Annotated in this window: 25 protein-coding genes and 1 pseudogene; all 26 read right to left on the bottom strand. The window is 51.3% G+C overall.

Annotation, left to right across the window (positions count from 1 at the left end; translation table 11 throughout):
* Positions 1–66: 66 nt before the first annotated feature.
* The 26 genes and pseudogenes from ACO05E_RS17765 to ACO05E_RS17640 all read right to left on the bottom strand — a co-directional run bounded on the left by ACO05E_RS17765 (position 67) and on the right by ACO05E_RS17640 (position 24,230).
* On the bottom strand, positions 67–1,182 hold the full coding sequence (locus ACO05E_RS17765) for a tyrosine-type recombinase/integrase (RefSeq protein ID WP_419810825.1): 1,116 nt from the start codon (positions 1,180–1,182) through the stop codon (positions 67–69).
* Between the two features lie 166 nt (positions 1,183–1,348).
* Entirely contained in the window at positions 1,349–1,726 is a 378-nt protein-coding gene (locus ACO05E_RS17760) for a hypothetical protein (protein WP_419810824.1), read from the bottom strand.
* 336 nt (positions 1,727–2,062) lie between these two features.
* Positions 2,063–2,803, bottom strand: a complete 741-nt coding sequence (locus tag ACO05E_RS17755; RefSeq protein WP_419810823.1) for a hypothetical protein — start codon at positions 2,801–2,803, stop codon at positions 2,063–2,065.
* A 19-nt stretch (positions 2,804–2,822) separates the two neighbouring features.
* Positions 2,823–3,035, bottom strand: a complete 213-nt coding sequence (locus ACO05E_RS17750; RefSeq protein WP_419810822.1) for a hypothetical protein — start codon at positions 3,033–3,035, stop codon at positions 2,823–2,825.
* A 117-nt stretch (positions 3,036–3,152) separates the two neighbouring features.
* A complete protein-coding gene (locus ACO05E_RS17745) occupies positions 3,153–3,401 on the bottom strand; it encodes a hypothetical protein (RefSeq protein ID WP_419810821.1) in 249 nt (82 codons plus the stop codon).
* A gap of 169 nt (positions 3,402–3,570) precedes the next feature.
* Positions 3,571–3,774 carry a hypothetical protein gene (locus tag ACO05E_RS17740; protein ID WP_419810820.1) on the bottom strand — a complete coding sequence of 68 codons (204 nt, stop codon included), beginning with the start codon at positions 3,772–3,774 and terminating at the stop codon, positions 3,571–3,573.
* Positions 3,775–3,841: 67 nt separating this feature from the next.
* Positions 3,842–4,258, bottom strand: a complete 417-nt coding sequence (locus tag ACO05E_RS17735; RefSeq protein WP_419810819.1) for a hypothetical protein — start codon at positions 4,256–4,258, stop codon at positions 3,842–3,844.
* Positions 4,255–4,449, bottom strand: coding sequence for a hypothetical protein (locus ACO05E_RS17730; protein ID WP_419810818.1), 195 nt, complete (start codon positions 4,447–4,449; stop codon positions 4,255–4,257). The genes ACO05E_RS17735 and ACO05E_RS17730 overlap by 4 nt, the downstream gene beginning before the upstream one ends.
* Before the next feature lie 84 nt (positions 4,450–4,533).
* Positions 4,534–5,121, bottom strand: a complete 588-nt coding sequence (locus ACO05E_RS17725) for an antirestriction protein ArdA (protein ID WP_419810817.1) — start codon at positions 5,119–5,121, stop codon at positions 4,534–4,536.
* A 1,343-nt stretch (positions 5,122–6,464) separates the two neighbouring features.
* Complete coding sequence (locus tag ACO05E_RS17720; RefSeq protein ID WP_419810816.1) at positions 6,465–6,890, bottom strand: crAss001_48 related protein; 426 nt, start codon at positions 6,888–6,890, stop codon at positions 6,465–6,467.
* Between the two features lie 513 nt (positions 6,891–7,403).
* Complete coding sequence (terL, locus tag ACO05E_RS17715; protein WP_419810815.1) at positions 7,404–9,140, bottom strand: phage terminase large subunit; 1,737 nt, start codon at positions 9,138–9,140, stop codon at positions 7,404–7,406.
* Complete coding sequence (locus ACO05E_RS17710; protein WP_419810814.1) at positions 9,106–9,336, bottom strand: hypothetical protein; 231 nt, start codon at positions 9,334–9,336, stop codon at positions 9,106–9,108. The genes terL and ACO05E_RS17710 overlap by 35 nt, the downstream gene beginning before the upstream one ends.
* Entirely contained in the window at positions 9,333–9,611 is a 279-nt protein-coding gene (locus ACO05E_RS17705; RefSeq protein WP_419810813.1) for an HNH endonuclease, read from the bottom strand. The genes ACO05E_RS17710 and ACO05E_RS17705 overlap by 4 nt, the downstream gene beginning before the upstream one ends.
* Positions 9,608–9,793, bottom strand: coding sequence for a hypothetical protein (locus ACO05E_RS17700; protein ID WP_419810812.1), 186 nt, complete (start codon positions 9,791–9,793; stop codon positions 9,608–9,610). The genes ACO05E_RS17705 and ACO05E_RS17700 overlap by 4 nt, the downstream gene beginning before the upstream one ends.
* Positions 9,790–10,143 (bottom strand): hypothetical protein, encoded by a 354-nt coding sequence (locus tag ACO05E_RS17695; RefSeq protein ID WP_419810811.1) that lies wholly within the window; start codon positions 10,141–10,143, stop codon positions 9,790–9,792. The genes ACO05E_RS17700 and ACO05E_RS17695 overlap by 4 nt, the downstream gene beginning before the upstream one ends.
* Before the next feature lie 441 nt (positions 10,144–10,584).
* The gene (locus ACO05E_RS17690; RefSeq protein ID WP_419810810.1) at positions 10,585–11,004 is read right to left on the bottom strand and encodes a phage tail assembly chaperone; all 420 of its coding nucleotides are present in this window, start codon (positions 11,002–11,004) and stop codon (positions 10,585–10,587) included.
* Positions 10,988–12,130, bottom strand: a complete 1,143-nt coding sequence (locus ACO05E_RS17685; RefSeq protein WP_419810809.1) for a hypothetical protein — start codon at positions 12,128–12,130, stop codon at positions 10,988–10,990. The genes ACO05E_RS17690 and ACO05E_RS17685 overlap by 17 nt, the downstream gene beginning before the upstream one ends.
* A 12-nt stretch (positions 12,131–12,142) precedes the next feature.
* A complete protein-coding gene (locus tag ACO05E_RS17680; RefSeq protein ID WP_421722758.1) occupies positions 12,143–12,868 on the bottom strand; it encodes a hypothetical protein in 726 nt (241 codons plus the stop codon).
* Positions 12,869–12,874: 6 nt separating this feature from the next.
* A pseudogene (locus ACO05E_RS17675) lies at positions 12,875–13,288 on the bottom strand (phage tail fiber protein); the annotation flags it as partial.
* A gap of 14 nt (positions 13,289–13,302) precedes the next feature.
* Entirely contained in the window at positions 13,303–17,235 is a 3,933-nt protein-coding gene (locus tag ACO05E_RS17670; RefSeq protein ID WP_419810808.1) for a hypothetical protein, read from the bottom strand.
* Positions 17,236–19,233: a hypothetical protein gene (locus ACO05E_RS17665; protein WP_419810807.1), complete on the bottom strand. Its 1,998-nt coding sequence runs from the start codon at positions 19,231–19,233 to the stop codon at positions 17,236–17,238. It lies immediately after the preceding gene.
* Positions 19,234–19,236: 3 nt separating this feature from the next.
* On the bottom strand, positions 19,237–19,782 hold the full coding sequence (locus tag ACO05E_RS17660) for a virion core protein, T7 gp14 family (protein WP_419810806.1): 546 nt from the start codon (positions 19,780–19,782) through the stop codon (positions 19,237–19,239).
* Positions 19,767–20,228 carry a hypothetical protein gene (locus ACO05E_RS17655; RefSeq protein WP_419810805.1) on the bottom strand — a complete coding sequence of 154 codons (462 nt, stop codon included), beginning with the start codon at positions 20,226–20,228 and terminating at the stop codon, positions 19,767–19,769. Before ACO05E_RS17655 ends, ACO05E_RS17660 begins: the two co-directional genes overlap by 16 nt.
* Complete coding sequence (locus tag ACO05E_RS17650; protein WP_419810804.1) at positions 20,225–22,576, bottom strand: hypothetical protein; 2,352 nt, start codon at positions 22,574–22,576, stop codon at positions 20,225–20,227. Before ACO05E_RS17650 ends, ACO05E_RS17655 begins: the two co-directional genes overlap by 4 nt.
* The gene (locus ACO05E_RS17645) at positions 22,576–23,145 is read right to left on the bottom strand and encodes a hypothetical protein (protein ID WP_419810803.1); all 570 of its coding nucleotides are present in this window, start codon (positions 23,143–23,145) and stop codon (positions 22,576–22,578) included. Before ACO05E_RS17645 ends, ACO05E_RS17650 begins: the two co-directional genes overlap by 1 nt.
* 62 nt (positions 23,146–23,207) lie before the next feature.
* Positions 23,208–24,230 carry a hypothetical protein gene (locus ACO05E_RS17640; RefSeq protein WP_419810802.1) on the bottom strand — a complete coding sequence of 341 codons (1,023 nt, stop codon included), beginning with the start codon at positions 24,228–24,230 and terminating at the stop codon, positions 23,208–23,210.
* Positions 24,231–24,265: the final 35 nt, after the last annotated feature.

Here is a 24,265-nt window from a genome sequence, read left to right as displayed (position 1 = left end):
AGGAGATTAAATATCTACCGAAATCCCTTGCGAGTTCTCAACTGTTCGGGTGGTGAAGGTTAAGTGTCAAAAGTCATGCTCTTCGCTTGAGTACTCAGGTGATTCACTGAGCAAGTTACTGGCACGACGCAGAGAGCCTGTACAGAGGTGGGCGTATATCTGTGTAGCCTGAATACTGCGGTGTCCCAGCATTTCTTTCAGGTCATACAGAGAGACTTTACCTGTACGTGCAAGACGCGAGGCGAAAGTGTGACGAAGGGAGTGCATGACGATCTCTTTAGGCAGTTGTGCTGCATCTTTGATGCGGTCAAAACGGTGTCGTATCGTATTCGTGTTGATAGGAAACAGCTTTTCATGCGGCTTCTTGCCTTTAGCTCGTCGCGCTACCATTTTCTGAGTGCGAGGAGTTAAGACGACTGAACGTGCGTCCCCGTTTTTCGTAGTGAAGCGCTCAAGGATTAGTAAATCTTTTTCGGCAATATCCCCTACACGTAGTCGCTCAACTTCGCCCCGGCGCATACCGGTATCAAGTAGGATCATAAGGAAGTCACGCATTTCGGTGTCTTGCAGCTGCTTACACGCCTCGAACATATTCTGCTCATATTCAGGTGTAAGAATGGCTGTGCGGCTGCCGGTCTCTTTTAAGATAGGCCACGGCCCGATGCGTATAGGTGCTTTTTGGTAGCTATTTGCGAGCTTCCACATGACACTGAGCGTAGATAGATGCCTGTTGATAGTTGCATTTGACCGGGGCCTTCCCGTGTCAGGGTTCACACTAATAGCACCAATGAACGCGTCTAAATCTTCCCATGTAATGTCGCTGAAGCGCTTGTTATGCCCGAAGAATCCGGCAATAACTTTATAGTACGCGGCTTGCTTTGCTTCAGAATTCTTACCGGCCCACTTCTTTTCCAGTGCTTTGGTGTACGCCTGCTTAAGCGTCCAGTTTGAGTTAAGTGCGGCTTTAGGTGCTTCTTCATCGACAGTGGAGCGGGAGCCGAAAGCAGACGGTGGTGGGTACTCGTTCCCTTCTTTAATCGCCTGCTTTGCGGCATCGTGCCATGCTTCTGCTAGTGCAAGTTTATCCACGTCCCAAATAAAGGCAGGGGTTGAGCCGACCTTGATGCGGACACGGGCAACGACGTGTGTAGGGTTATCTTTGGGGCGTAATTCGACAGGCATAGTCATACCTCTAATAAAAGGGTGTCAAAAGGGAATATTGGAAAAAGGGACAGGCGAGGGGCCTAAAGTAGTTGTGTATCTACTTGCGAATGAAAGGCATAAAAAAGCCCCCACCTCCGGTCAAAGAGGCAGGGGCCACCACACAACTCTGAGGGGAGAGTTGTTCTTACTGGACGAATCGTTCTACGATTTTATCGCGTACTGCGCGTCCTTTAGCGGTCAGCGTGATGATCTTCTTTGAAAGATGAGAAGGGTCAGGCTTAAGTTCAATCCAGCCAAAACCTTCACCACCTTTACCACGCGTATATGCGTCACCATGCGCTGTTAAATAAGCTACATTTCGTGAAATACTTGGGGACGAAAGCCCTATCAAGTTCCCAAGCTCTGTTATGTTGAGCGGGCGTTCTTCCCGCATATCTAACTCACGGCAGATTGTACAAAACACTACAACAGTTTGCAGCTCCATCCGTGGGTTTGCTTCGCCGAAGATGTCCACGATCTCCAGCATGTTTTTAAAAGTGATTGCTCGTTGAAGTGTTCCCATTGTACTTCTCCTAAATGGAATAAAATATAAGCTCGCGGCGGGTGCTAGTGCCGCTTGATTCGCTCACACTCGAATACTATCCGAAAAACCTGCACATAGAATGCTTTTGAATTTGGATGTCTTTGTATCTCAAACAACTTCTGTGGTTTAAGAGTGTTACGATATATAAACACATCATAACCTAAAAGGCCAAAAAACGCTTCAAGCGCCGTGACAACTGTGCTCAACTTATTATTTCCTTACACTGCTTTTATGGGTGAACGGACGTTCACTTTGATTGATATTAATAACGACAATCCGTATCAGTCCACAATTTCCGTATAAAGATACTGGAATTCAGAGTTCCAGTTCGGCAAGTATGCTTTTCGCCTTCGGGTGGCCTACTTTTAAAAGTTGCCTCACCTCTTTGTTAGTGGGGCTGATTGCTCCTGAAGCAACTGCCTCCCGTACACGCTCTAAATCGGTAAGCCCTGATGGCTCGTTAAATTCTTCAGATTCGTCACTGTACTCATGTTGAGAATCGAACTCTGTGACCGCTAATCGTAGGGCCGTAATAGATACTATGTCGATCAATACAGAAACCACGAAGAACATGACGGAATTCACAAGGGAATCGAAAGAATTTTCGGAGTTCTCAACAAATTTCTGACGGTTTTCCCTCAGTTTCTGGGCGTTCTGAAGCCCGTTCCGGGCCTCTATGAGTGCCTGTTCAGACTTTGTTAGGTGGTCGATCTGTGTAAACCCTTCAGCGTTTCTTAGTGCGATCTGGTTAATGCTATCTTGCAGCTTCACCTCTGTATCGTACAAGGTCTCCACCTTCCCGCTGAACGCCGTGCTCAGGAAGGAAAACGACGCCCATACTGATATACATAAGAGCGCCACCTGTAGCCCAGCCGCTGCTGCTGATTCCCTTGTGTAGAACGTGAAGTTGAACTTAGCTGCCTCCAGTAATGCACCGGCTACTGCTGCACCGATGGCAAGGCCGATGCCGTGCTCAGCATTGGTCAGGTCAAACAGCCAATACGAAGTAGCCGCAGTACTTATGAGTGCAAGGCATATACCTACAAACCAATTCATTGTATTACCTCCATTTTTGTTAGGTTGTTAGGACTGGCTCAATGCGGGCCAGAATGTGTGACCGGGTGGCTTCATCGAGTTCATCTAACGTGACCTCTACGCCTAAGTGGGCAGCATCTTCCAACGCATCAGGGTGACATTCCCCCCACATAGAGACAGCACGGCCCCCTAAGCTGCATCCCAGAAACTGACCGCGTAACGATGGGTCAGGACTATCAGGGAACGGGAACACGGTGAACCGGTCAGTGAAATCTTCCCCGCTATCAAACACCCGCATTACTTTGCGGGCGCGCTCTGTGTATTCGGATGATCTCGTTTTAGAAACACTTTCCATAACGCGTGACTTACCTTAAATCTGTGGGTAGGCCGCTTGGCCTTGGTAGTGGTGGGTCACTTCCATCGTGATGTTCAGGTTCTCACGGCTGGACGCCAGAAACTTACCGAAGAACGCCAGTAGTGTTTTATTACCGTTGTGTTCTTGAATCAGGTAGCCGCTGCGCCCGGCTGTATTGGCGCGGGCCTCCTGCATTGTGTCAAAAATCTTCAGACCACGGGTAGCGTGTTTTTTCTGCCCGGTGGTGTAGTGCATGTAAATCATGGTATCCCCTCATGCCAGAATAGAATTAGCGATGCCCACTCCGTTTGAATGGACATTGGTAATTCGTAGTGCGATTGGGAGTAGCGGGAAGTAGGGTGCGTGGTTTACCTCTAAACACTCATCGAATGTCTACAGGTAAACGCTCAGGGTAGGGTGCGTGATGCTAGGGTTAGCCGCCCATATTGAGCTTCATAAAAGCAATGCCCAGAGAGAAGGCACCGGCAATGGCTCCAGCGAATAGGACCATTTCATACCACTTCGCTTTTTTCAGCGTCAAGCGTTCCTGTGCAGCTAAGTTATTGATCTCAGCTTGTAGGTGCTTGTTCAGTAGCTCAAGGCGCTCAGTATCCGCCTTTAGTTCTTCGTTTGACATAGTATTCATACTCTCAGTTTAGAATAAGGGTGCCGTCCGTGGCAATGGCGCATGGTATTGCGTTTAGTTACTTACCGAGGGTGCCGTGTTCGATGGCATGTTCGGCCAGCTTTTGACCGGCGCGTAATTCCTTCATTAGTCCAACAAGCGTGTCCAGATCAATGGGACTCAGGTATGCTGTCTCGTTGGGTGATGAGATATGTAATTCAGCTTCGCATGTGTCGTATCGGAGGCTTACGCGGCCATCATCACCGTCGTGTAGGTCAAGTATTACGGCGTCAACTGACCATTCACCTTCGGGATCATCTTCGCCTACTTCGTCGATGTTCCACCGCGTACATACGGTAGACACCTGCCAACTACGTTCGTACCACTTCACGTTGGTATGTTGGAACCAGACATCACGTCTGTATTTGTATTCTTCACATTCAGCAGTAAGGCCGTCAGCAGCGAAATGTTCATAGAGTTCATTAACTTCAGTCACGCTACTTCCCCCACATATAACTCATGGTCTTTCTTCCCTTGCCTGATCATTCGCTTGGCTAACTTCTCGTTACCGTTAAAGTGGTGCTCAGCGAATACGGCCAGAGACAGGTAGTGGTTAGTCCATTCCAGATAGTAAGCGCGGGCCGCTCCCATGGCTTCGCCCTTGTATGTTGTCTGTACTGTGTTCATTCAGAACCCCCTCAGATTCTTAGTGCGGTTGTTTGTTGTGCTTCACGTATGCCTACTCATTTACGAATAGACATACCCAAAGGCTTACCAGTTGTTGTGGAAGTAATGGATGTCGTGGCACATTAAGTTGTTGATTGCGAAGTCGCAGCCAAGGCGTTCGGTGTCGATATAGAAAACAAGGTGTTCAGGCACTTCCCCCATGCAACCGCTATCCAGTAGGTGATCCCCAAGAGCCTCGTCACTTGTGAACTCACCAAAGTATGCATCTTTGATCTCATCAAGCGGGATACCTAGTGCAACCCCAGCGTCAAAGGCTTCCTTGTCCATAGAGGTAGCTTCCAATGCTTCCTGATATTCAAAGAACGCATCATCAATTCCGTATTCCCCGTGGAACTCGTCAGGAACGTCTTCCACGTCACCTAAGATCCATTCTTCGTACACATACGCCCGGTGGTGCTCCAGTTCTTCATAGGTGGAACGCTTGGCGGCGATCCCTACCGCTTTGACGTATGCCTCACGTAGTTCTTCTTCCTTGTCTGCGTGTATTTCTTTCAGCCATTCCGTGCGCTGTTCAGCGTGTTCTTCGGCGGTGATGCCTTCTAGGTCAAACCATTTGCCGATCAGATTACCGTTGTTGTAGTTACTCAGTTCCCAGTAGTGAACCCGTGCCATGTTGAACCCCCTCAGATTCTTAGTGCGGTGCTGTGCGGTGCCGTCCGTGGCTGTTGCTTCCTATGTGTTGCACGTTCAGATAAGTTGCGATATTGTGGCCGATTAAATAGCCCAGTATGCAGATAACAACGATCAGGCCAGTCATAAGGAGACCGCCCGCATGATGTTATTAGCGATATTACGTTGTCCAAGAGCTAGATAGACTCGTACAGTAGGCATGATGCCCCCGTAGAACTCTAACTGCGCCAGCGTCACGAATACCGGTGTATGCCATGGCTTACCTAAGAATACAGATGGGTAGTAGAGCATGCCGCTACCATCGCAACTTATGCGAATACGCGGCTTTCGGTGTGTGGTCATATCAATCCCCTCAGATTGTGTGATCAGTGTTGCCAGCAATACCCACTCAATGTACTGGCGAGTAAGCTAGCCGGGGCCGCCTTACCGCTGTTGAATGGGTATTAATAGCTAACTAAAAAGACTACTAACACGTATAAAAACCTAATTGTTAAAGAACTAGCGAGCATCCTATGCTCTGTTAAGTGGCTCCTGATCCGTGGTGCCTGATGCCTTATTTACGTTGAAGTAAGTGGTGCATCTTGTCAAGCCCTTCGAGTTCGCGGCAGTTTGTTTGTTAAGTGAGTGCTCATCGTGGTGCGTCGTGACTATGTGCCTGTGACTGCCTCAATTCCCCGTGTGTTTTAACGTCTTTATCATTGACTCGCTGGGCCTTGAAGTACCGTAGCGCTCGCTACAAACAAACTGTTAAAGAACTCTGAATCGTGCCTGACGTTTCAGGTGGGGCTTGTTTTGTGTCGCTGCCCCGTTGACCTTTTCTAAGCTACCGCAACACCTCCGACTTTGCAATAGTTTTTTGTGGTTTTCTTTTCGATAACTGGTTAGAGCCAGACAGAATGCGGGTTCGTGGCGGTCAGTTTGTAGGGGATGTTGAACGGTTAGAGGTCTGGAGGTGAACGGTTAGAGGTCTGGAGGTGAACGGTTAGAGAGCTGCGCGGACAATGAACCCCATCACAAAGACAGGGCCGAAATAAAAAAAAACACGCGGGCCTATTAGCTAAGCCTACGTGTTGCGATGAGTTGAAAGGGTTGGAATGTGTGGGAATACAGGCAGGAAATCAGGTGGCAAGCGATTAATAATCCCCTGTAAAGCTGATAACCATGCGGCTTAAGTGCGGCCAAGTGGCGGAAGTCGTGGCAATCTGGTCAGCCAGTGACGACCCCGCACCGTTAAAAGGCCCAAGCTCAAGGGGGTACGGGGGGGAAGCGCGCTCTTTCCATCATCAAGGGGGTGCTTCAGATTTTTCTGTAAAAAATATCCGGCCCTAATCCTTCAAGTCCGCTTCAAGCATTACGTGACGAGCACATAGAGACGCGGCGTAAGCCTGCATGGAGTAGAACTGCGTGACCATCAGGGCGCGAAGCTCTTGGGACAGCTCCCGGTATTCGTCAGTTTCCATAAAGGCTTCCAAACTATCCAAGCGCTCTCCAGCCTCATTCAGCTCAACGGTCAGTCGTTCAAGAACCGTCCCGTTCTTACGGTAAGTCCTCTTGAAGACTTCTTTAGGCAGCCACGAGACATAGCCTTGATGGTCTGGGTGGTTGGGCTTACCCACGTCGATGTATTCAATGAGATAGCCTTCATCGCTGCCGTTCTCATCTGCGGGCAGCTCCCAGCCACGGTAGTCGTTATATTCTTTGCGAGACATTTCTTTGGACAGGCCGCGTCCAGTCCCGATGTATTGATCCATGATGTGAACCTGAGTGAGTCCGCGACACTGAAGATCGTGGACGGATTGTTAGAGTGAGAGTCACCGCGTACCGTTGGCAGAGGCAGTGAGCGTGTTGTTATCGTATCGTTGTACTGGAGTGGTGCTTGAGGTGGGTACTACAGTAGGTGTTACTTAGAGGTGTTACTAACCACGTTATCACGAGGAGTAGTGCTTCAGTGGTACTACAGTTAACTACAGTAATACTATAGTTATACTTAAGTTTAACTTTAGTTTTTTTTTGTTTTTCTTTCCACTAAGTCGCACTTTTTTTACCAGCCCAGTATTCATGCGGGTTTCAGAGCGATTACAGATGTGCGGAATCAGGGCCGTTAGAGGCGTTAGCCTGTCTAAATGGACACCTGAAAGCGCCCCTGAAAATCAATTCTGAGCTGCAATATGTGATATTTCAGAGGTTTTCCGACTTGGATAGTGTGAGTGTACCGGGTCAGACTAAAAGCGCCTTAAAACGCCTTAAAACGCCTTACAGGGGCTTTACCGTACCTTCCAGCCACTACGTCCACGGGAGCGGCCCATGTTCAGGCTGCTGATGCCTGCGATTGATCCGGTAGAACCCTTCACGAACTTCTTCAGTTCAGCTTCCAGTTCAACGGTGCGGCGTTTATCAGCTTGCTTGGTAACGTCTGCCGCCATGCGGTCAGTCCAGTACTTAACAGCGATTGCCAGCGCATCCAGCCGGTCGTCATGCTTCAGTGCTCCACGGTCATACGTGATACGTGTCATCTGGCTGATCAGTGAGCGAGCGTAGCGGTTCTCAGCCGGGTAGATCGAACAGCTATTGAAGTCGTCCTCAACGATCTTCCGGTCAAAGATCAGTTTGTGCTGAGCCATTACTGGTTCCAGCGTGTCGATGATCCGGCGTTCTTTCTGGACAGAATGCTTCACGCCGTCGATAGCACATGGATGAGTCCGGGCAATGTACGGCTTGAACAGTTCCGTGAACATGCCGTCACCGAAGTTGTCTTCCACGATGATGTTGTTGACGTGCTGCTCTTTTGCGATGTCGGCCAGTGACTGAAGCACCGTGTCCGAGTAGCCGCCTTGAATGCCACCGGCACGAGTCACGAACAGTTGGCTATCAATGATCTTCACGACAGCGTAGGCTGTTTCATCGGCACCACGACCTGAAGGGTCAACAGCCATTACCGTGCCTTGATACTCCATCCAGTGTTCGGACAGGCGCATCGGGCGGTAGAACTTGTCGCCAGCCATGGCAAGATTTCTGTCAGAAAGCTCCAGAACCTCAAGGTCAGGGGAGCGGCCATAGAACAGTTGATCCGGTGCTTTGACCGGGTTCAAGTCCATCACCATCAGGTCGGCCACCTTCAGCGGGTAGCGTTCAGCATCTGACAGAGAGGTGTCCAGCATGAACTGCAATGCGAAGCCAGCTTTACCGTAAGAAAGCTCACGTTTCTCAAGTTCCTGTTCATCAAAACGCTTAGGATCGGTAGGTTTCCAAGCGATTTCTGGGGAATTCTCAAGGGTTTCTAGGTATTTCGGTGCCAGAACGTCTTGGAAATACGTCATCATTTCCGGTTTCGGGTAACGTGCTGGCCAGATTCTCGTCTGGTAGCCGCGATTCCTCAGAGCACCGTAGAGAGACATTTCACATTGCGGTGTGCCGAGGTAGACAACACGACCGCCCGGCTTCAGTACCGCGTCGAATTCTTTCACGGCTTCGGATAGCTTATCGCGGAGGTCTTGGGTTGCAGAGTTGGTCGGAATTTCAATGTCGTCGGCAATGATCAGGTCGGCCCGGCTACCAGCAAGCTGGCCGGTAATACCTACCGATTTAACGGAAGGGGAATGCGAGGCAGTTGCAGGGCCGACATCGAAAGCGATTTTAGAGGCGCGCTGATCTCCACGAGGCTGGAGGTGCTGTAATAGGGGAATCTCAGCAATCAGGCGCTGAGTAAATGTTGAGAAGTCATCGGCTCGTGTTTTGGAGGCCGATACCACCATGATCTTTAATTCTGGATTCAGAAGTAAACGCCAGACTGCGTATGCTGACGTAACGTAGGATTTCCCCACACCACGGAACGCCTGAATGATAGAACGCTCAGGGCCGAACTGTAGGTAATCCGCAATGTCGTATTGAACAGGAGTGGGAACAGGCAGACCCAGGAACTTCCACACGATGTACAGAAAGTTCTTGAAGTCCGCCAGTGCCGCTAACTCAGTGCTGTCCAGCTGCTGCGGCTGTGATTGCATCGAATGGGAGGTCTTTTAGTAGGTCGGAAACGTCATTGCCGCCGGTAGGTAGCTGTTCAATGCCGTTGTCTTTGAGGAATTTGATAGCGTTTGCGAAGTCTGCTGGCTTTGCGTCAGCGGAGGTGATGCGGGAAGAGAGTTCCCGTGCGACGGTGCCGTGCAGAGCTTCTAACGCCTCGACGGACGCTTTGCTCATTTTTTGTTGTTGTCCTTTGCTCTGTTTTTAGAGGCTGGCATGATTTGGAGGTTGGAGGGTTTGTTGTTCAGGGCGTTGCCATCTTTGTGGTCTATGTCTTTACCTTTCAGGATTTTTAAGCCGCTTTTGCGCTTATCTTTAGCTGTCTTGCCGGAGCCTTTTTTAACCGCGATCCGGTAACGGTTACGCATCCGTGCGCGTTGCTTGTCAGCGTGTTTCTTGTTGTAGGCCCGCTGGTACTTCTCCTTTGCCGGGCCGTCCTTGTAGTTGCTCACTTTTTGTTTTTTGTCAGGTACTCATGGATACGCAGGCCAGCAAGCGGGATGTTCAATAACAGCAGGGTCAGAGTGCCGATTTTGATGATGTCATCGACAGGTAAGCCGAAGATCACCGCACCGCCGACGGAAAGCGTTACAGGTTGGGTCAGGTCGTGCATTTGTTGTGCTACTACTTTCATTTATTTTTTCTCACTAAACCTTCGGCAGCACCGCCTAAGAAATAGAAGCCAATGATTGCCAGAACGACTGAACCCATGGTGCCGGACAGAAGCTCCAGTTGTGGCTCAATGTTGTGGTCAGTGAAACTTACGCAGAAGGTGATGAACCAAGCTGCGGCGTAGGGGATACCGAAGATCAGTGCCAGAAAGCGTTGGGCAATCTTGAAAGGCTCATAGAGCTTCAGTAGTTTTTGGAAGTTTTCTTTACGTTCTTCTTCGGTATAAACGACCGCATCAATGCCGTTGTAGATACCATCGACAGTCTTCTTGACGACGTTCTCGTTACCGAAAAGTGAGCCTAAAATACTCATCGTTGTTTACTCCGAAAGAGCGCCATTAGGCGGATGATTGGTGCCAGCAGAATGCAGGACACGGTGATGATTGGCAGGCCCAACACGAAGAAAATACGGGGGCCTTGATGAATGTTCAGTGAGTCTGGAGTCCATAGGAAAGCGCCATAGCAGTGGCCTTTGCCGTCAATCGGCTCGAACGTCCAGTCGATCACCGCTTCACATGCCAGCCAATACCGGCGACCACCTAGTTCGCCTTTCCGTGCTAACCATGAGTTGTAGCCAGTACGTGCGGAGACAGTGACGTTTGGGTTTCCGCCTAACAGAGCGTTTACGAAAATGTCCGCCCAGTAGAACAGGTTGATAAAGTAGTTGGAGCTGAAGCGGTTATGTTTGAGATAGAAGAGAGCGCTAAGCGCATTGAACAGAGAAAGGATTACCGCGAACGGGTAGAATCCGGTGTTAATTTTCAGAGGAAAACTCCTTTAAAATTTCAGGCATTTCAGGCCATTGGTGGTCGAAGGGGAAGTTGGTCTGCTGTGGCACGTCTAAAAGCGCCTGCCCGTATGTGAGGATTTCATCTTTTACGAATTCAGGGGTGTTTGCCACTAGGAGAGGCTTTTGGAAGAACGCGTCTACAGCGCTTAGCTTGTCATTGCGTTTATCTCGTTCTTGTTGCTCTACACGCGTCGTGCTGAGCTGAAAGCGTCCTGTTTTTGGAGAAAACGCATGTGTCCACGGGAGCGCTTCAAGATCAGTCTCCGGCATCTGCACAACATGGTAGTTCTCTAAGTCGTCAGGTACCGGCTCAGTCACATATTCGTGGAGACTCCCTTTCTCCACATACACGGTGATTAATGTGTCCTTAGTATTTGATTCCATAGATTCTCCATACAGTTGAGTTTTCACCAGTTGTTCTGATGCGGTTTGTCGTATATCGGTTGAATCTCCACCAGACACCAGCTGCTCCGTTCACTACATAGTCACCGCTAGAAGCTAGGCTGGCTGTGTAAATGTCAGAGACTTTTAGATAGGTACTTGATACCCATGAACCACGGTCATCACCCATGATGAATACAAGTTCGTGGTAACTTGACCATGAAGAGGAAAGCGCGATCTCGCCGTTACCTTTCCTTCCGTTAAATAGAGTGGAGCGATATGAATAGCCTCGCAAAGCGTCGCGGGCAACGAGTGCTTCACGCGCTTGGTTACCGGCGCGAGAGCCTGCGTCGTGTGCAATCTTAGCTGCGAGTGAGCTGGCTACACTGGAAGACGAATTACTTGACACGGAGTTTGAGATCGACCCGTTGAACGTGCCTGTCGCTCCCGTTGCGCCTCGTGCTCCCGTTGCGCCTCGTGCTCCCGGCGGGCCTTGTAGCCCTTGAAGTCCACGGTCACCTTTATCGCCTTTATCACCTTGCGGCCCGACAGCGCCACGAGGGCCTTGAATGCCTTGATCGCCTTTGTCGCCTTTATCGCCTTGAACACCTTGAACACCTTGCTCGCCTTGATCCCCTTTCAGTCCTTGCGGGCCTTCAGGGCCACGGGTGCCTTGGATACCTTGTTTACCGGCAGGGCCTTGATCACCTTTAGCGCCGGCAGGGCCTTGATCACCTACAGCACCTTGCTTGCCGGTTTCACCTTTCAGGTCGGTATACTGTCCCCATCTTCCATCAGGATTACGGAATCGCAGCCGGGTGCCGTCCCATTCCAGATCAGGTGATGTGCCTTTAGGGCCTTGGCTGCCAGTAGGGCCTTGAATACCTTGTTCGCCACGGTCGCCTTTCGCACCGTCTGCGCCATCAATGCCGTCTGCGCCATCGGTGCCGCGTTCAGCTAGTTTCTGCCAGTAGGCTGTGTTGCTGGTTACTGTCCCCAGCGGAACGTCTTTGATTGCTGCGTAGGATTCGCCGCCGTGTGTGACGGTATCTAACGCTGAGTATTGCGCGCCGCTGTCCCAGCCACCTTTAAGTGACAGGCGGACACGGCCAATTTTGATAGAAGCCATTAGAAGCTCGTTTTAGTTGGAGGGAATTTGAGGAGGGTTGTTGTTTGCGTCAGGGTTGACGTTGATATAGCCGTCGTCGTCGATGAAGAAGGCGTCATCAGCTACGTGGCCGACAAACTCAATATTGAGCATTCCGTCAGGGTCGATAGTGAACTCACCGAAGGCGAGACCTAACGGCGTATCGCCAATGCTGCCTTTATCACCGCGTTCACCTTTAGGGCCTACTTCACCTTGAAGTCCGGTAGGGCCACGGTCGCCGGTAGCGCCTTTGTCGCCGGTATCGCCTTTAGGGCCGATTGGGCCTTGAGCACCACGAGGGCCTTGATCGCCGGTATCACCTTTGTCGCCTTTCGCGCCTTCTTGTCCGCGTGGGCCTACTTCACCTTGCTCGCCGCGCACACCTTGAGCACCACGAGGGCCTTGATCGCCGGTATCACCTTTAGGGCCATCATCACCTTGCGGGCCTTGAATACCTTGCAGACCGCGAGGGCCTTGATCACCCACGCCGCCGGGAACACCCTGTACACCTTGCGGGCCTTGCTCGCCACGTTCACCGCGATCACCTTTAGGGATGGTGAAAGTCATGGTTCCGTTCGCACGGTCGTACTCAGCTTTGGGTGGTGTACCTGCTGGACTCTGAAGTGCGACGGCATTCATGTTCGTGAGCTTTTGGTACTCGGAAAGGGTCTGCTCGCCGTTCTGGACGACATCGTTAATCACGTCTAAGTAGGGCTTCATTTGCCCGTAAGTGACGGCGGCTGATGGCTCCGTTGATTCCTTGATGTTCACGATTGGCCGGTCGTCTGCGTCAAATTGCAGAGCGCTGTTCCAGAGCATCACCTGAAGTGAACGGTCAGCTGATTCCTGTGTTGCGTAGAACAACTGAAGAGCAGAGTCGTCGAGTTCTTTTTCAGATAGGTATGCGACGTTTGAGAAGTCCACGCGTCGGCGGTCAATTGGTGTGTCGCGGTAGATTTTGATCTGAGTGGATGAAGGAGGGGCGGGAGTAATGCGGATTGTGTTATCTGACATGAACTCAAAGCTGATTTCTTTAAGTTCGACTTCTACCTTTACGTGTGGCCGCTCAAGGTAGGGGAACGGTACACTGAAGACGGCGGTGGTGCCGTCCCCGGTGTAGAACTGAGTTGCGTGGAACATTAGTCCTCATGTTGTTATTCGTCGGTTTCTTTCAAATCTTGTGACAGTCCTTTCATTGCGCCATGGATGCCGTATAGGCGGTATAGCGGGAGTAATTCAACAGCTTCACCGGCAGCAGTACCGAAGCCACCTTCACGGTCGGCCCCGAACATATTTGCAGTTCCAGCTATGATATTTGCGCCGATGTCTGCCGCTTTCGATGCGGTACGTCCTGTAGGGGAAGCACTGATGTCCAGAAGGCGCGGAGATAGACCGCTTGAACGGGTCTCGCCTACGACAGGGCCGCCCAGAATGTACTCAAGGCCAGTAGTCAGGAATATTGAAGGAACCGCGAGCTGGTTTGTCCGTGATGCCGCAGACATCGCAATTTTAGGGAGGTCAGCATTGGTGGGGTTTTCGATCAGATCAGCGAGGCTATCTGCCCCCAGCTGGCGCTGCATGTACTCATCTGAATCATTCCGGCCCAGCGCATTCATTTGAGACTGAACGGTATAGACCAGACCTGTCACAAACATACTTGCCAGTAGACCGGAAAGTAGGCGGCGGTCGGCGGTGCCGATGGAATGTAGAGTGGACTTGTTGTAGGCCAACATCATGAACCGGCGGAACTGGAACACCATCTTTGCGGTTTCGCCATACATGACTTTAGGTAGATCACCGAAGCGTTCTTCCATTACTGTCTGGTGTGTCCAGCGGTCAAGGGCGTTGAAGAAAGTTTCCGCTGCTTCAGGGTCTTCTTTAAAGAAACGGTCAGCATCAATCTCTTCCAGCTTGGCACCGAACATCCGGTTCTCCAGACGTACTGCCCCATCTTTGCGCAAGTGGTTCTCAATACGGGCCTGCATGTCAGCATCAATGCCCATCGAACGTAGCGCCGAGATATTCTGTTTGCCAGAGAGTGCGTCTTTCACCATGCGCTGCATGATGGATGCTGCTGCTAACTGCCGCTGAATGTCAGTCACGGCAAGCATTCCTGAAATTTCCAGAGACTTATGCTGTAAGCTGTCCAATGCAGCGGAGTATCCATCCGCCGTAATATCGTCTGTCTGGCCTAAACCGGACTGAACTTGACCGAAGCGGCGATGTGAACGGGTCTGTCCGATGCTTAGTACACGAACAACGACATCAAGAGTGTCATTGCTCAGTTCTCCGCGTTCAGCAGCTTTCATCATTTTCCGCAGTTCGGGGACGTGCTGCATCATGTTACGGAAGCCAGCGGCATTCACGATTGAGCCAAATTCAGCGGTCTGGGCAAGCACTGCCTGACCCATCAAATTAGCTGATTGGTATGCGCGGAGGCCACGAGCGATGCGGTTGCGACGGGAGGTTGCAGTACCTAAAAAGGAGTTACCGTTCAGGTTGTCAAAATTGGAACGCCCCAGAAGATTGTTGAACAGAATCTCCAAGTCCTTCACCTCAGACGACCCTACAGCACCGGCCTGAATAACCTCCTTGCCTGCCTGTTGGAGCGTTTTGCTGACTTCAGTTAGGTCACGGAAGCCTGCTTTAGCCAGACCAGCAGCGCCTGACATTTGCTCAACGTAGTTTTCAACGAGGCTCAGGGAGTTCTGTTCTGTTAAATCGGACAGGAATACGCGACCTTCATTGGTCTGGATTGAGACAGTTTCGTCCATACGGAGGCGGCGATTAGCTGCGGACACTTTTGATTTACCGGTGCTCTTCATCTCGAAGGGGCGTAGTAATGCTTCAAGCTCATCTTCAGCTAAATCAACACCGTTCTTCTGCATGATCTCCTTCATCTGCGACAAGCCTTCATCATCCAGTCCCTTAGCAGATACGCTGGTGTTTACCGGTGATTCGTGCCGTTTGATTAGCGCAGTACGGAAGCCACGGGCAATTTTATCTGCCAGCTCTTCTTGAACATCGCTCGCTTCAGTGATTCCTTTTTTGAACAAAGCAACGACTGTTTCTTCATCCAGACTATTGATTTTCTGCATGTCGAAACGGCGTGGTAGGTAGCTTGATTCAGCCACGACATCATCCAGTCCACGGACGCCAGCCTCTTTGGCAGCGTTAAGTGCAGTCTCCATGGCAGCGGAGGCTTCACGGGCCATGTCTTTCAGGATTTCAGCTTCACCGGGGCGTAGCTTGTCGGTCAGCGGGGTAGGGATTTTATCGAAGTCTTCACCGTAACGGATGGCGATTGAAGTGCGATACTCCAAGTCCTTCATAATTTCTAAACGACGGGCGGGGCGGATGCGCTCAGTTGCGCCATAGAACTTTAAGTAACGCTCCCAGTTACGGCCAACAGCCGCATAGTAACGGTCGTCGATTGAGCGTTTCAGGGCCTGTTTCGTTTCGTTCGCTGTGAACGTCTGGACACCATCGCCTGAAATGCCTGCTGAGATTTGGAACAGCTTCATAATGGCAGCATTTGAAGTAGCGCTTTTCGCGTTCCGTAGCATTTGCGGAACCATGCCACGTTGCCAGAAACCGAACTTTGGCTGCTGAGCAACGAAAGTACCGTCCGCTACCTGAGCGTTGTGCTTTGCTAAAAACGCTTCGCTATCTGCGTCGATGTCTTCCATAACTCCCTGAATATCAGACTGAACAGCCTGCGCACGGTTTGGATCAGCAGGGCCATGGAGTTCAGTACCTTTCACGGGAATCATGTCGGGGGAGCCTTCTGCCCGGTAGCGTCCTGAGTCGATCAGTTCTTTACGCAGTGCTTCCAGCTCTTCAGCTTCTTTCGGTGGTAGATCAATCAAGCCGTCACGCCATTGCGCTACGCGGGAAGAGCTGCGCTGTGCTTCAAGGCCAATGTCGTCATCAGCAAGAATCTGGTCGATACGGGAAGTGCGTTCACCGTAGGCTTCAAGGCCGGTGGCGATTTCATCAGAGGCCCGGTTTCTGGAGGCAGCAACCAAATGACCTGGCAGTTCGGTTCCACGTTTACGGGCAGCTCTTTCTGGCAGGCTTTGGATAAGCTCTACAGACTGATCTTCCAGCCCTTTACGTTCACGTACCAATGCTTTTCGTTCACCACGCGATACACGCTTAGCCTGTACTTCGGAGTTACGGGCCAGATACTCCATGACAACCAAATCATCAGATAACACTGTTCGGGTGTCTGGGCGTAAGTGGTCTTCACTTCTCAGCGGTTGGCGGGCATTTTCACGCAGTCGAGTGTTTTCCGCTTCAATCTGGTTAAGCCGCGCCAGTTGTTCTTCGCGCTGGCGGTTTGCAGTACGCTCCATGCGGCGGCCATAAAAACTCGCAGTGCCCCCGCCGATTGCGAAAGGCAGCGCCACGGCCAGCGCCATGTCTACGCCATCACGATCATAATTCACGGTCTGGATTGCAGCTTCAGCAGCTACTTCTGGTGCAGCCGCTACAGCGCCGCCACGGACGAACCGGTTGCCGGTGTTAAGGAAGTTCCGGGCCTTTGCTAAGCGGTAAGCAGCGCCACCGCCAAACCATGTGGCCGGGTCAGTAACGCCTGCCAGTACCTGAGCGGCTGTGCCTTTAGCTCCCAGCTCGTCAATACTTTGCCGGTACTCAGAGAATTCGCGGAGACGGTCAGCTTCTGCTGCAATCTGTGTTCTGTTGGTGTAGTCACCGGAGAAAAGTTCCGGCAGTAAGTCAAGGTCGATGCCTTCAGAAAATTCCTGCATTTCTTCAAGCGGCATTCCGTTTACTAGCAGGTCTTCGTCGATGCCTTCTTCGCCTTGTTCGCGTGTCAGCCAGCGGTATAGAGAAGGGATCGCCCACTCATTACTGAGCACATCGGCTGTGTCATCCCACCACTCATAATCGCGTGTTTCTTCTTCAGGAACTTCAACCTCTTGTGGAAGGGCAGCGATCTCGGGGGTTTCCCGTTGGCGAAAATATGAGTCACGTTCTTGGAAGTTGCGGTAATTGGGAGTGTCCGCTTCACTTAACGCTTGATTGGCCGTTAATCGTTGCGCTTCTTCAAGGTTGTTCATTTAGTTTCCTGTTGGGTAAAAACTGCTGTGGCTGTTATCAGGCAGCCGGACGTTGGTGTTGGCTCGTTTTCTGAGCGCAGCCTGCATGTTCTGATTGAGCACGGACAGCGTGTTGTCACGTAGATACTGTTGGTAAAGGCCGTATTGGCGATGGAGTACGGGAAGGGTTGTAGTGCGAACAGGTGTGCCAGTCTCTTTGTCGATCAGTGACCACTGTTCCCCGTGCATGTCCACTGGCATGAACTGGTAGTCACTCCACTCATCTTCAGGTAAGCCGTAAGATGACTTAACTGAATCGGACATCACCTCCACGAAGTCGGGAGAAATCATTCCACCGGACGGCAGCTGTAGGGCCTCAGTAGGGACATAGACATCACCAATTTTCATGGTCAGCGCTTCAGTCCGTTCCTTTGCGTATTCGGCAGCCTTAGAAGGCGGCATGTTGTTTGCGATGGACGTGCTGAATAGCGTGTCATACAGATCTTTGATTCCAGCCTGAGTAATACCGTCGTCACTGTAAAAGTCAGTCTTCTGGAAATGCTTTGTCGTATCTTCGAGGCGGTACGCCTTTGTTTTGCCTGTGCGTGGGTCAATCCGGGCTTTAACTGCCTGTTGAACAGCTGACTGGAGTGTTTCTGGTCGGTTATCCCAGACACTTTCGATGTGGGCCATGATTGGGGCCGATTCATCATCCAGCAAGCGCTGAGCGTGTGCGCGGCTGTATTGCTGGTAGGTTCGGTATAAGTCGATACCGTCCATGACGCGGGCAGTGTCGAAAGATTCAACTGAAGCTGATTCCAGATATGAAAAAGCCTCACGCATACGCTGCTTGTGTTCAGAATGTACAAAGCCGATGTTCGCTGTCAGCTGGGCGATGTGGTCTTCAGCGGAGGCGGCGGTGCCTGCCTGAACGGCCCTTTCTGCGTCCTGTTGGAGTGCAACTTCACGATGAGAGGTACTTACTGAATTGTCGTCGATGTACTGGCTGTCCTGCCGGTTTGTCTTCAGGTTCTGTAGCCAACTTTCCCTGACGTATTTATCGCGGGCAGCTTTATCCTGCTTTTGGATATTGCTGCTAGGAGCGTTTAGAAGGTTAATGTACTCGACACGGCTAATCCCGTTATCTCGGAACGCCTGATCGAATGCTTGTTTCTGATCTTCTGACCACGGCTCTACTCGTGTCTCAGCGGCCTTGCGCCAGTCAGCGGCAGTTGTGACGAATTCTTCCTTGTACCGGGCGTCGTTGTACTCCTTGCCTTGACGTGAGTGGATGCTGCCTAAGCGCGCACCTTCAGCGTTTACTCGCCCAGACTCAACACCAGCGCCATTCATCCAGTCAGCAATCGTAGTGTTGCCGGTCAGTGATTGGTCAGCGGATTTGGAGATCAGTACGGACTGTATTTCTTCTGGCGGGAGGTCGGAGTAAGTCTCGAACAACTCATCTAGCTTACCGCCGTCTAGCATTCCACCTGCGCTCAGCATTTCAAGCTCTTCGGACAGGTAACGCTTGCGGGTGTTTGTGTAATTGCTGTCGAATTCCTTTGAGTAGAGCGCCATGTTCTCCTGATAGAGACGGTCAGCAATCTGCTGCTGTAACTCAGGGTTTCCGTTGTAGCGTGATGTGATTTCATCCGCACGGTCTCTGAATGCAGGATGCTGAGTCAAATGGTCAGGATCGTTCAGTAGACTCCATTCCGTATTCTCCGAAGAATACGTGCGGAAAGCAGAAGCACTACCGGCGCGATATTCTGCCGCAGCTAAGTCCACTCGACGCTTGTTCTCTTTGTCGGCTTGGCGCTGTTCTTCCGCTGTACGGCGTTGCACAATCTGGCCGTACTGTCCCAGAACGCTAATAGCGCCGTTAAGTGAGTCCTGCATTTGTGCAAAACCACGGGCGGCTTGAGCTGCGCGGGTATTCTGAGGCGATACCTGTGTCGGCTGGTATCCGGGCCGTGTTACTTGACGGCGTAGGCCGTTTGTCTGGTCAAGACGGTTCATTGGTTATCCTTGGGTAGGCGAGGTGCTGGCGCTGGACGTTGCTGAATAGGCTGAAGCGCCTGTCTGAGCACCGCTGACGCCAGCGCCTAGCAGCGCCATGCCTCGATCAAAGCGTGGACGGGCTACAGAGTTGATACGTGATTGACGATTCAAGTGAGCGGAGTTCGCTTCGTTATTTGCATTGATATATGCGTAATCAGCGTTGCGTGTGATGTTCAGGCTACGGGCAGCGTTCTGCCGTTGAATATCCTGAACCAATGCACTCACTGTGTTACCGGCAGCGTTCTGGCTGTCTGCGGTTGTAATAGCGGAGGCTGTTGCACGTAGGGTTTCTAGGCCATTAGCACGTTGTTCTGCGTTATTAGCAGCTTCTTCTGCGTCGAGGTTCTGCTGGATCACACGTAGCTGGTCACGTTCCTGCGCAAGGGCATCGGTACGGTTCTGCTCGTATGCCTGCTCGGCTGCTTCATGTTGGCGGACGCTCTGCTGGTACGACATGCCTGCGGACACTCCGGCCATAGTGATGCCGATAGTTACTGGATCGCACATTGTTTGAACTCGTAAAAGGGGTGAAAGGGGTCATACAAAAGCACTTCCTTTCCTATGGTGAAACCTAACCGTTTAAGCCAGCGGATAGACACCGCGTTGCGTTTATCGACGAAGTTCATCAACTGGCGATGTTCTTCAAGCCAGCGCTGGACAAAGCTACGGCCCCATGACATTAACTCGCGTCGGTGCTGCAATAGACTGTCAGTGCCTAAAAGCCATGGAGCCGCGAACTCCCCGTAGGGAGCTACGCCAAAAACAGCAACAGGAATACCGTCATCATCAACAGCGACATGGCACTCATAGCTAGCGTTTACAGCTGCGTCGAGTGTCTTCCAGAGGGAATATTCCCCGCTGGCTGACCGTACTTCGTCAGCGTCTGATTCACGTAGGTGTTTGGATAGGTAATGGATGTGCTCAGGTAGGGGTTCTCTGAGGTGTAGGGTCATACTCGGACACGTTTACGGGTAAGTACGCCATCCCATTCAGCAGTTTGAATAGTGACAGGAACCCAAGTATCTGACTCAATCTCAATAGCAACACCGTCGGACTTCGCCAGCACAAAGCCAGTGAAGGTGCCTGTATCAATGACCGCCCGGTTCAGGATGTTTGAGCCTTTACCTAAGACACGGGGAGTGAAGTCAATGGTTTTGGTTGGACGGAAATCGGGAGTCACCTTGAAGCTGAACCCGCCGGTTTTGTTGTAATTGAGAAGCATACGGCGCATTTGAGCACGCTGTTCAACTTGGGGCCGTCCGTTCTGGTCACGAACAGTCTGGCGCGAGAAAAGATAGCTCATCGTGAACGGTTCACCGATATACATTGGGATACCTTGTGTATGAGCTGCTTGAATGTTTGAGATAACACGACCGTCTAAGCTGACGCCGACAGTACGTGAAGTGAGCGAGGGTAGCGCTGTTTTTGTGTTTGGCACGTAAACACGGCGGTCAAGATGCACGGCAGCCTCACCGGTCATGTGGGCTTCGGCACTATCTTTAGACAACTCCATGCGTTCAATGTGAATACCGTCACTCCGTTCGACAGTGAAGTACAAGGTTGAACTATCGACATGCGCTGAAGTGAACTTACCGTTAGTTTCCCAAGTAGACCACGCTGATTGGACTTTCTGGTTTGCTTCCCAGTAGTAGTTATACACGTAGGCACCTGAATAACCGTCGGTTAGGACGACCATTAAGCGCTCTTGTTGGCATACTGCAATGTCCGTGATGTTCCCGACCAGATAGTTCGGTACGTGGGAGGTAATGTCTTCCGAGTTGTTTAACTGCGTGTCACCGTCCACAAAGTACTCGCGGATACCGGCCCACGCTGAACTGTCGAAGCCAAAGAAAACTGATGTGCCTGAAGATACTGGACGCGCACGGGGCGTGTTCTCAAAGACGGTCGATACGTCCATGCTCACGCTTGAGGGAGTCATAGGCCCGTCGCTTCCCAGAATGAACTGAGCTAACGGGGAGAAAACCAACAGACGGTCGCCCAGAGGTACGGTCGCTTCGAGGCGGGTGTACTGGTTGTGGCTTGCGGCAATATCAATCGGCGCGGAGTCCACTAACGTCTGTACGGTATTCAGGAAGAAGTTAAAGAACTCACCTGATTCAGACATGACCACGTTCTCACCGGACAGGAAGCCCAGTCGGTTCTTGTAGAAAAACACATCGTTGATCGTGTCGCCTACGAAAGACGGGAAAGGGTTTGTGTCGTCATCCCCAGCTTCACGGTAGTCCCACTTGGGGAATGTGTGTGAGCTGTATTTTTCGCCATTTAAGGTAGAGAGGACGAAGCCACGGTCTGTCCTGACAAGTGCGACAGGCATGGTGTTGGGGTCAAACTTGAAACGCGTACCGGGTGCGGCAGTCTCTTTCCAAAACGACGAACCTTGCGGGCGGTCGGCATCAGGGCCGTATTCGATGTAGTAATCATCTTCGTCAGTGTTTTCAGCGCTCGTGACTTTGAACTGAAGGCCGTCAAAGGCTTCTTTGGGTAGGTCTTTAATATCAGTGACAATATCTTTAAACACGAATAGATTCTGGTTACCGTTACCGTCTGTTGTGGATGCAGTGAATGGATACACTGACTCAACAAGTAGGACGCTGCCTAAGAGGCGGATGCCTCCATAGCTGCTGAACTTTTCGTTCGTTACCAGTTCGCGGGCGTTTTTACCGAAGCTAAGATTTTCAGCGATGTTGTCAGTCTGAATACTGTAACGGTTCGCTGCGTGCTCGTTGCTTGATGTCGTATACTTAAATTCCCATCTTAAAGTCCTGCCGTCCGGGTGCTTCAGCGCGATCTGGACGCCGTAATCCATCAGATAGTCACCGCGCTTCACGTAAACCAGTGCTTGATGTCGGTTTATCGCTTTCGTGGTTTCTCCTGATGTCCGTACTTCTTTCTGAGGGTTCACCAGAAACGTGTAGTCAGCAACAGTTGCGGCGCGTAGCCGTGTGATGTCACTGGCGTTTAGATACTGCTGCGCGTCGGTGGACATTGATAGCGGATGTTCGCGGCCATTCTGATCATGCACCTGCGCTTTTAGCGAGCCTTTGTTGCTGACAGTCAGTATGTAAGTGGTGTCTGCCGAGTCCTTGATGGTGTGGCTGAACATTGGAGTGTCAGGGCTAGAAATGCGTCGAATGCTTTCCAGCGCCGGGCGTTTCCGCATTCCGTGAACGACAGAGTTCAGGCAGTTGATCTGCGCTTCACATTGGGAATCAAGGCGTGTCAGGTCGGGCTGCTGAGAGACACCGTTAATTAAGTTCGGTAATGCTTTTGTGACTTGCATTAAATTCTCCGAGAAACGATTGACTGAACGACGCCGTTATTGATCAGGTTGATTCCTGACTTACGGACTGCCATACGCTTCAGCGCTACTCGGGCATACTGCTCGTCATCTGCATTGAATCGGTGAATAGTGTCGGAGCCTAATACCCGGTCTTGGAAAATACGGGCAGCTCGGATAGTGATGTAAGTCCGGGCCGTTTGCGGCAGCTCGGAGAAATCCAGCAGAAGGATGATGTCAGCTTTCAGCTCTGCTGTGATGGTGTAGGTGTGTGCTTCCCGGTCATACACACGGTTGCCACGGACAACATAACGGGACGGCCCCTGAGATACGTTCTCGGACAAGTCCACCTCAAGGTAGTTATCCGGCAGCGCGATGTTGCTTGAGATAGGGTCGGCAGATAACGGGAAGTCGATCTCAGTGTTAAACGTCCAGCCTTCGCTTTGAACCGCTTCACTGATTTCATTCAGAATACTTTCAGCCATTTCGGCTTCTGGCAGCCCGGAGTTAAGGGAGCTTACCGGTGCCTCACCGATAGCTGAAAGCATGGTGTTGATTGCTTTTAATTGCATGGAAAACCATCAGAAGTCGAAAAAAAAGGCCACGCAAATGCGCAGCCTTCAGGGGAACCGGCTTAAACAGCCAGCAGGGGAACGGAACACTCAGGACGCAGAATGTTGTGACCAACAGCGTACTTAGCGACCATTAAGGTGCCTTGACGGCTGATCTGGTACTCAGACTCTACGCCCAAGTCCATCAGCTGCACGGTAGCAGCGGCATCTTTGGTGAAGATCAGGCCACGTACTTTGCTGTAGTCGCCACGGTAAGCGTCTGCACGGCTTGCGGTGATTGGCTCAGCGTCACCTACCAGCTTGGAGGTTTCGTTGGTCATCGGGATAGAGTTCGACATGTAGATGCGAACGCCAGCAACACGAGGCATTGCGCCGGTCGCTACCGAACCTTCACCGCCGAAGTCGCGGTCTAAGAACACCAGTTTAGAGGTGCCGGACACGTCCATTAGGGAGTAGTATTGGGCCGGAGCTAATACACAAGTCACCTCAGAGCCGTCGCGGATGATGTTCTTGGAAACCATCTGAGTAACGGTGTCCTGAATTGCTTTCGCAATCTTATCGCCATCCAGCGCGTCACCGGCTTTGGTGCCGATTTGAGTAGGAGTGGTGTATACATCGTCGTCGAACGCGGTGCCGAACTGTGCGGCAGCTTTGGTTGCGTTGTCGATCATGCCGCCTTTAGCGATGATACGGGCCACGTTACGGTCGTAAGTGTCCGCCAGTGCCATACCCGCTTCTTTGGAGTAGATAGAACGCACGTCATAGTGGTTCATGGCTTCGTCGATGTTGGCGATGAACTGGGAGCTGATCAACAGGTCGTCGATGGTCACAACACGCTCACCGTGCTTGATCTGATCGCCCTTAATGAATTCGCCCGGAGTGTGGTACTTAGCAACCGCAGTACCTACCAGCGGGAAGCTCGCGCTTTTACCGTTGGAAATGGTGCGGGTACGGTGCATACCTTTGAAAATGTTGGCCTGGTGGTAAGCAGTCAGGACTTCGCCTGCGTACTGCTTCAGGAACATCTGGCGATCATCACCAGCTGCGTTGATTTGACCTAAACGGGATACAGTTTGGTTAGTCATTATTTTTGTAAAACCTTACGGGAGGGAAATAGGGA

The sequence above is a fragment of the Bacterioplanoides sp. genome (assembly GCF_965226395.1).
GTDB lineage: Bacteria > Pseudomonadota > Gammaproteobacteria > Pseudomonadales > Oceanobacteraceae > Bacterioplanoides.
This window is presented reverse-complemented; position numbering and strand designations above follow the sequence as displayed.

Coding starts and splice junctions, on each gene's coding strand:
- ACO05E_RS17755 (WP_419810823.1), bottom strand. CDS start 2,803: ATGAATTGGTTTGTAGGTATATGCCTTGCACTCATAAGTACTGCGGCT.
- ACO05E_RS17720 (WP_419810816.1), bottom strand. CDS start 6,890: ATGGATCAATACATCGGGACTGGACGCGGCCTGTCCAAAGAAATGTCT.
- ACO05E_RS17665 (WP_419810807.1), bottom strand. CDS start 19,233: ATGAACCGTCTTGACCAGACAAACGGCCTACGCCGTCAAGTAACACGG.
- ACO05E_RS17640 (WP_419810802.1), bottom strand. CDS start 24,230: ATGACTAACCAAACTGTATCCCGTTTAGGTCAAATCAACGCAGCTGGT.
- ACO05E_RS17650 (WP_419810804.1), bottom strand. CDS start 22,576: ATGCAAGTCACAAAAGCATTACCGAACTTAATTAACGGTGTCTCTCAG.
- ACO05E_RS17660 (WP_419810806.1), bottom strand. CDS start 19,782: ATGTGCGATCCAGTAACTATCGGCATCACTATGGCCGGAGTGTCCGCA.
- ACO05E_RS17760 (WP_419810824.1), bottom strand. CDS start 1,726: ATGGGAACACTTCAACGAGCAATCACTTTTAAAAACATGCTGGAGATC.
- ACO05E_RS17740 (WP_419810820.1), bottom strand. CDS start 3,774: ATGTCAAACGAAGAACTAAAGGCGGATACTGAGCGCCTTGAGCTACTG.
- ACO05E_RS17700 (WP_419810812.1), bottom strand. CDS start 9,793: ATGAAAGTAGTAGCACAACAAATGCACGACCTGACCCAACCTGTAACG.
- ACO05E_RS17680 (WP_421722758.1), bottom strand. CDS start 12,868: ATGAAGCCCTACTTAGACGTGATTAACGATGTCGTCCAGAACGGCGAG.
- ACO05E_RS17655 (WP_419810805.1), bottom strand. CDS start 20,228: ATGACCCTACACCTCAGAGAACCCCTACCTGAGCACATCCATTACCTA.
- ACO05E_RS17695 (WP_419810811.1), bottom strand. CDS start 10,143: ATGAGTATTTTAGGCTCACTTTTCGGTAACGAGAACGTCGTCAAGAAG.
- ACO05E_RS17685 (WP_419810809.1), bottom strand. CDS start 12,130: ATGGCTTCTATCAAAATTGGCCGTGTCCGCCTGTCACTTAAAGGTGGC.
- ACO05E_RS17710 (WP_419810814.1), bottom strand. CDS start 9,336: ATGAGCAAAGCGTCCGTCGAGGCGTTAGAAGCTCTGCACGGCACCGTC.
- ACO05E_RS17645 (WP_419810803.1), bottom strand. CDS start 23,145: ATGCAATTAAAAGCAATCAACACCATGCTTTCAGCTATCGGTGAGGCA.
- terL (WP_419810815.1), bottom strand. CDS start 9,140: ATGCAATCACAGCCGCAGCAGCTGGACAGCACTGAGTTAGCGGCACTG.
- ACO05E_RS17690 (WP_419810810.1), bottom strand. CDS start 11,004: ATGGAATCAAATACTAAGGACACATTAATCACCGTGTATGTGGAGAAA.
- ACO05E_RS17725 (WP_419810817.1), bottom strand. CDS start 5,121: ATGGCACGGGTTCACTACTGGGAACTGAGTAACTACAACAACGGTAAT.
- ACO05E_RS17765 (WP_419810825.1), bottom strand. CDS start 1,182: ATGCCTGTCGAATTACGCCCCAAAGATAACCCTACACACGTCGTTGCC.
- ACO05E_RS17745 (WP_419810821.1), bottom strand. CDS start 3,401: ATGATTTACATGCACTACACCACCGGGCAGAAAAAACACGCTACCCGT.
- ACO05E_RS17670 (WP_419810808.1), bottom strand. CDS start 17,235: ATGAACAACCTTGAAGAAGCGCAACGATTAACGGCCAATCAAGCGTTA.
- ACO05E_RS17730 (WP_419810818.1), bottom strand. CDS start 4,449: ATGAACACAGTACAGACAACATACAAGGGCGAAGCCATGGGAGCGGCC.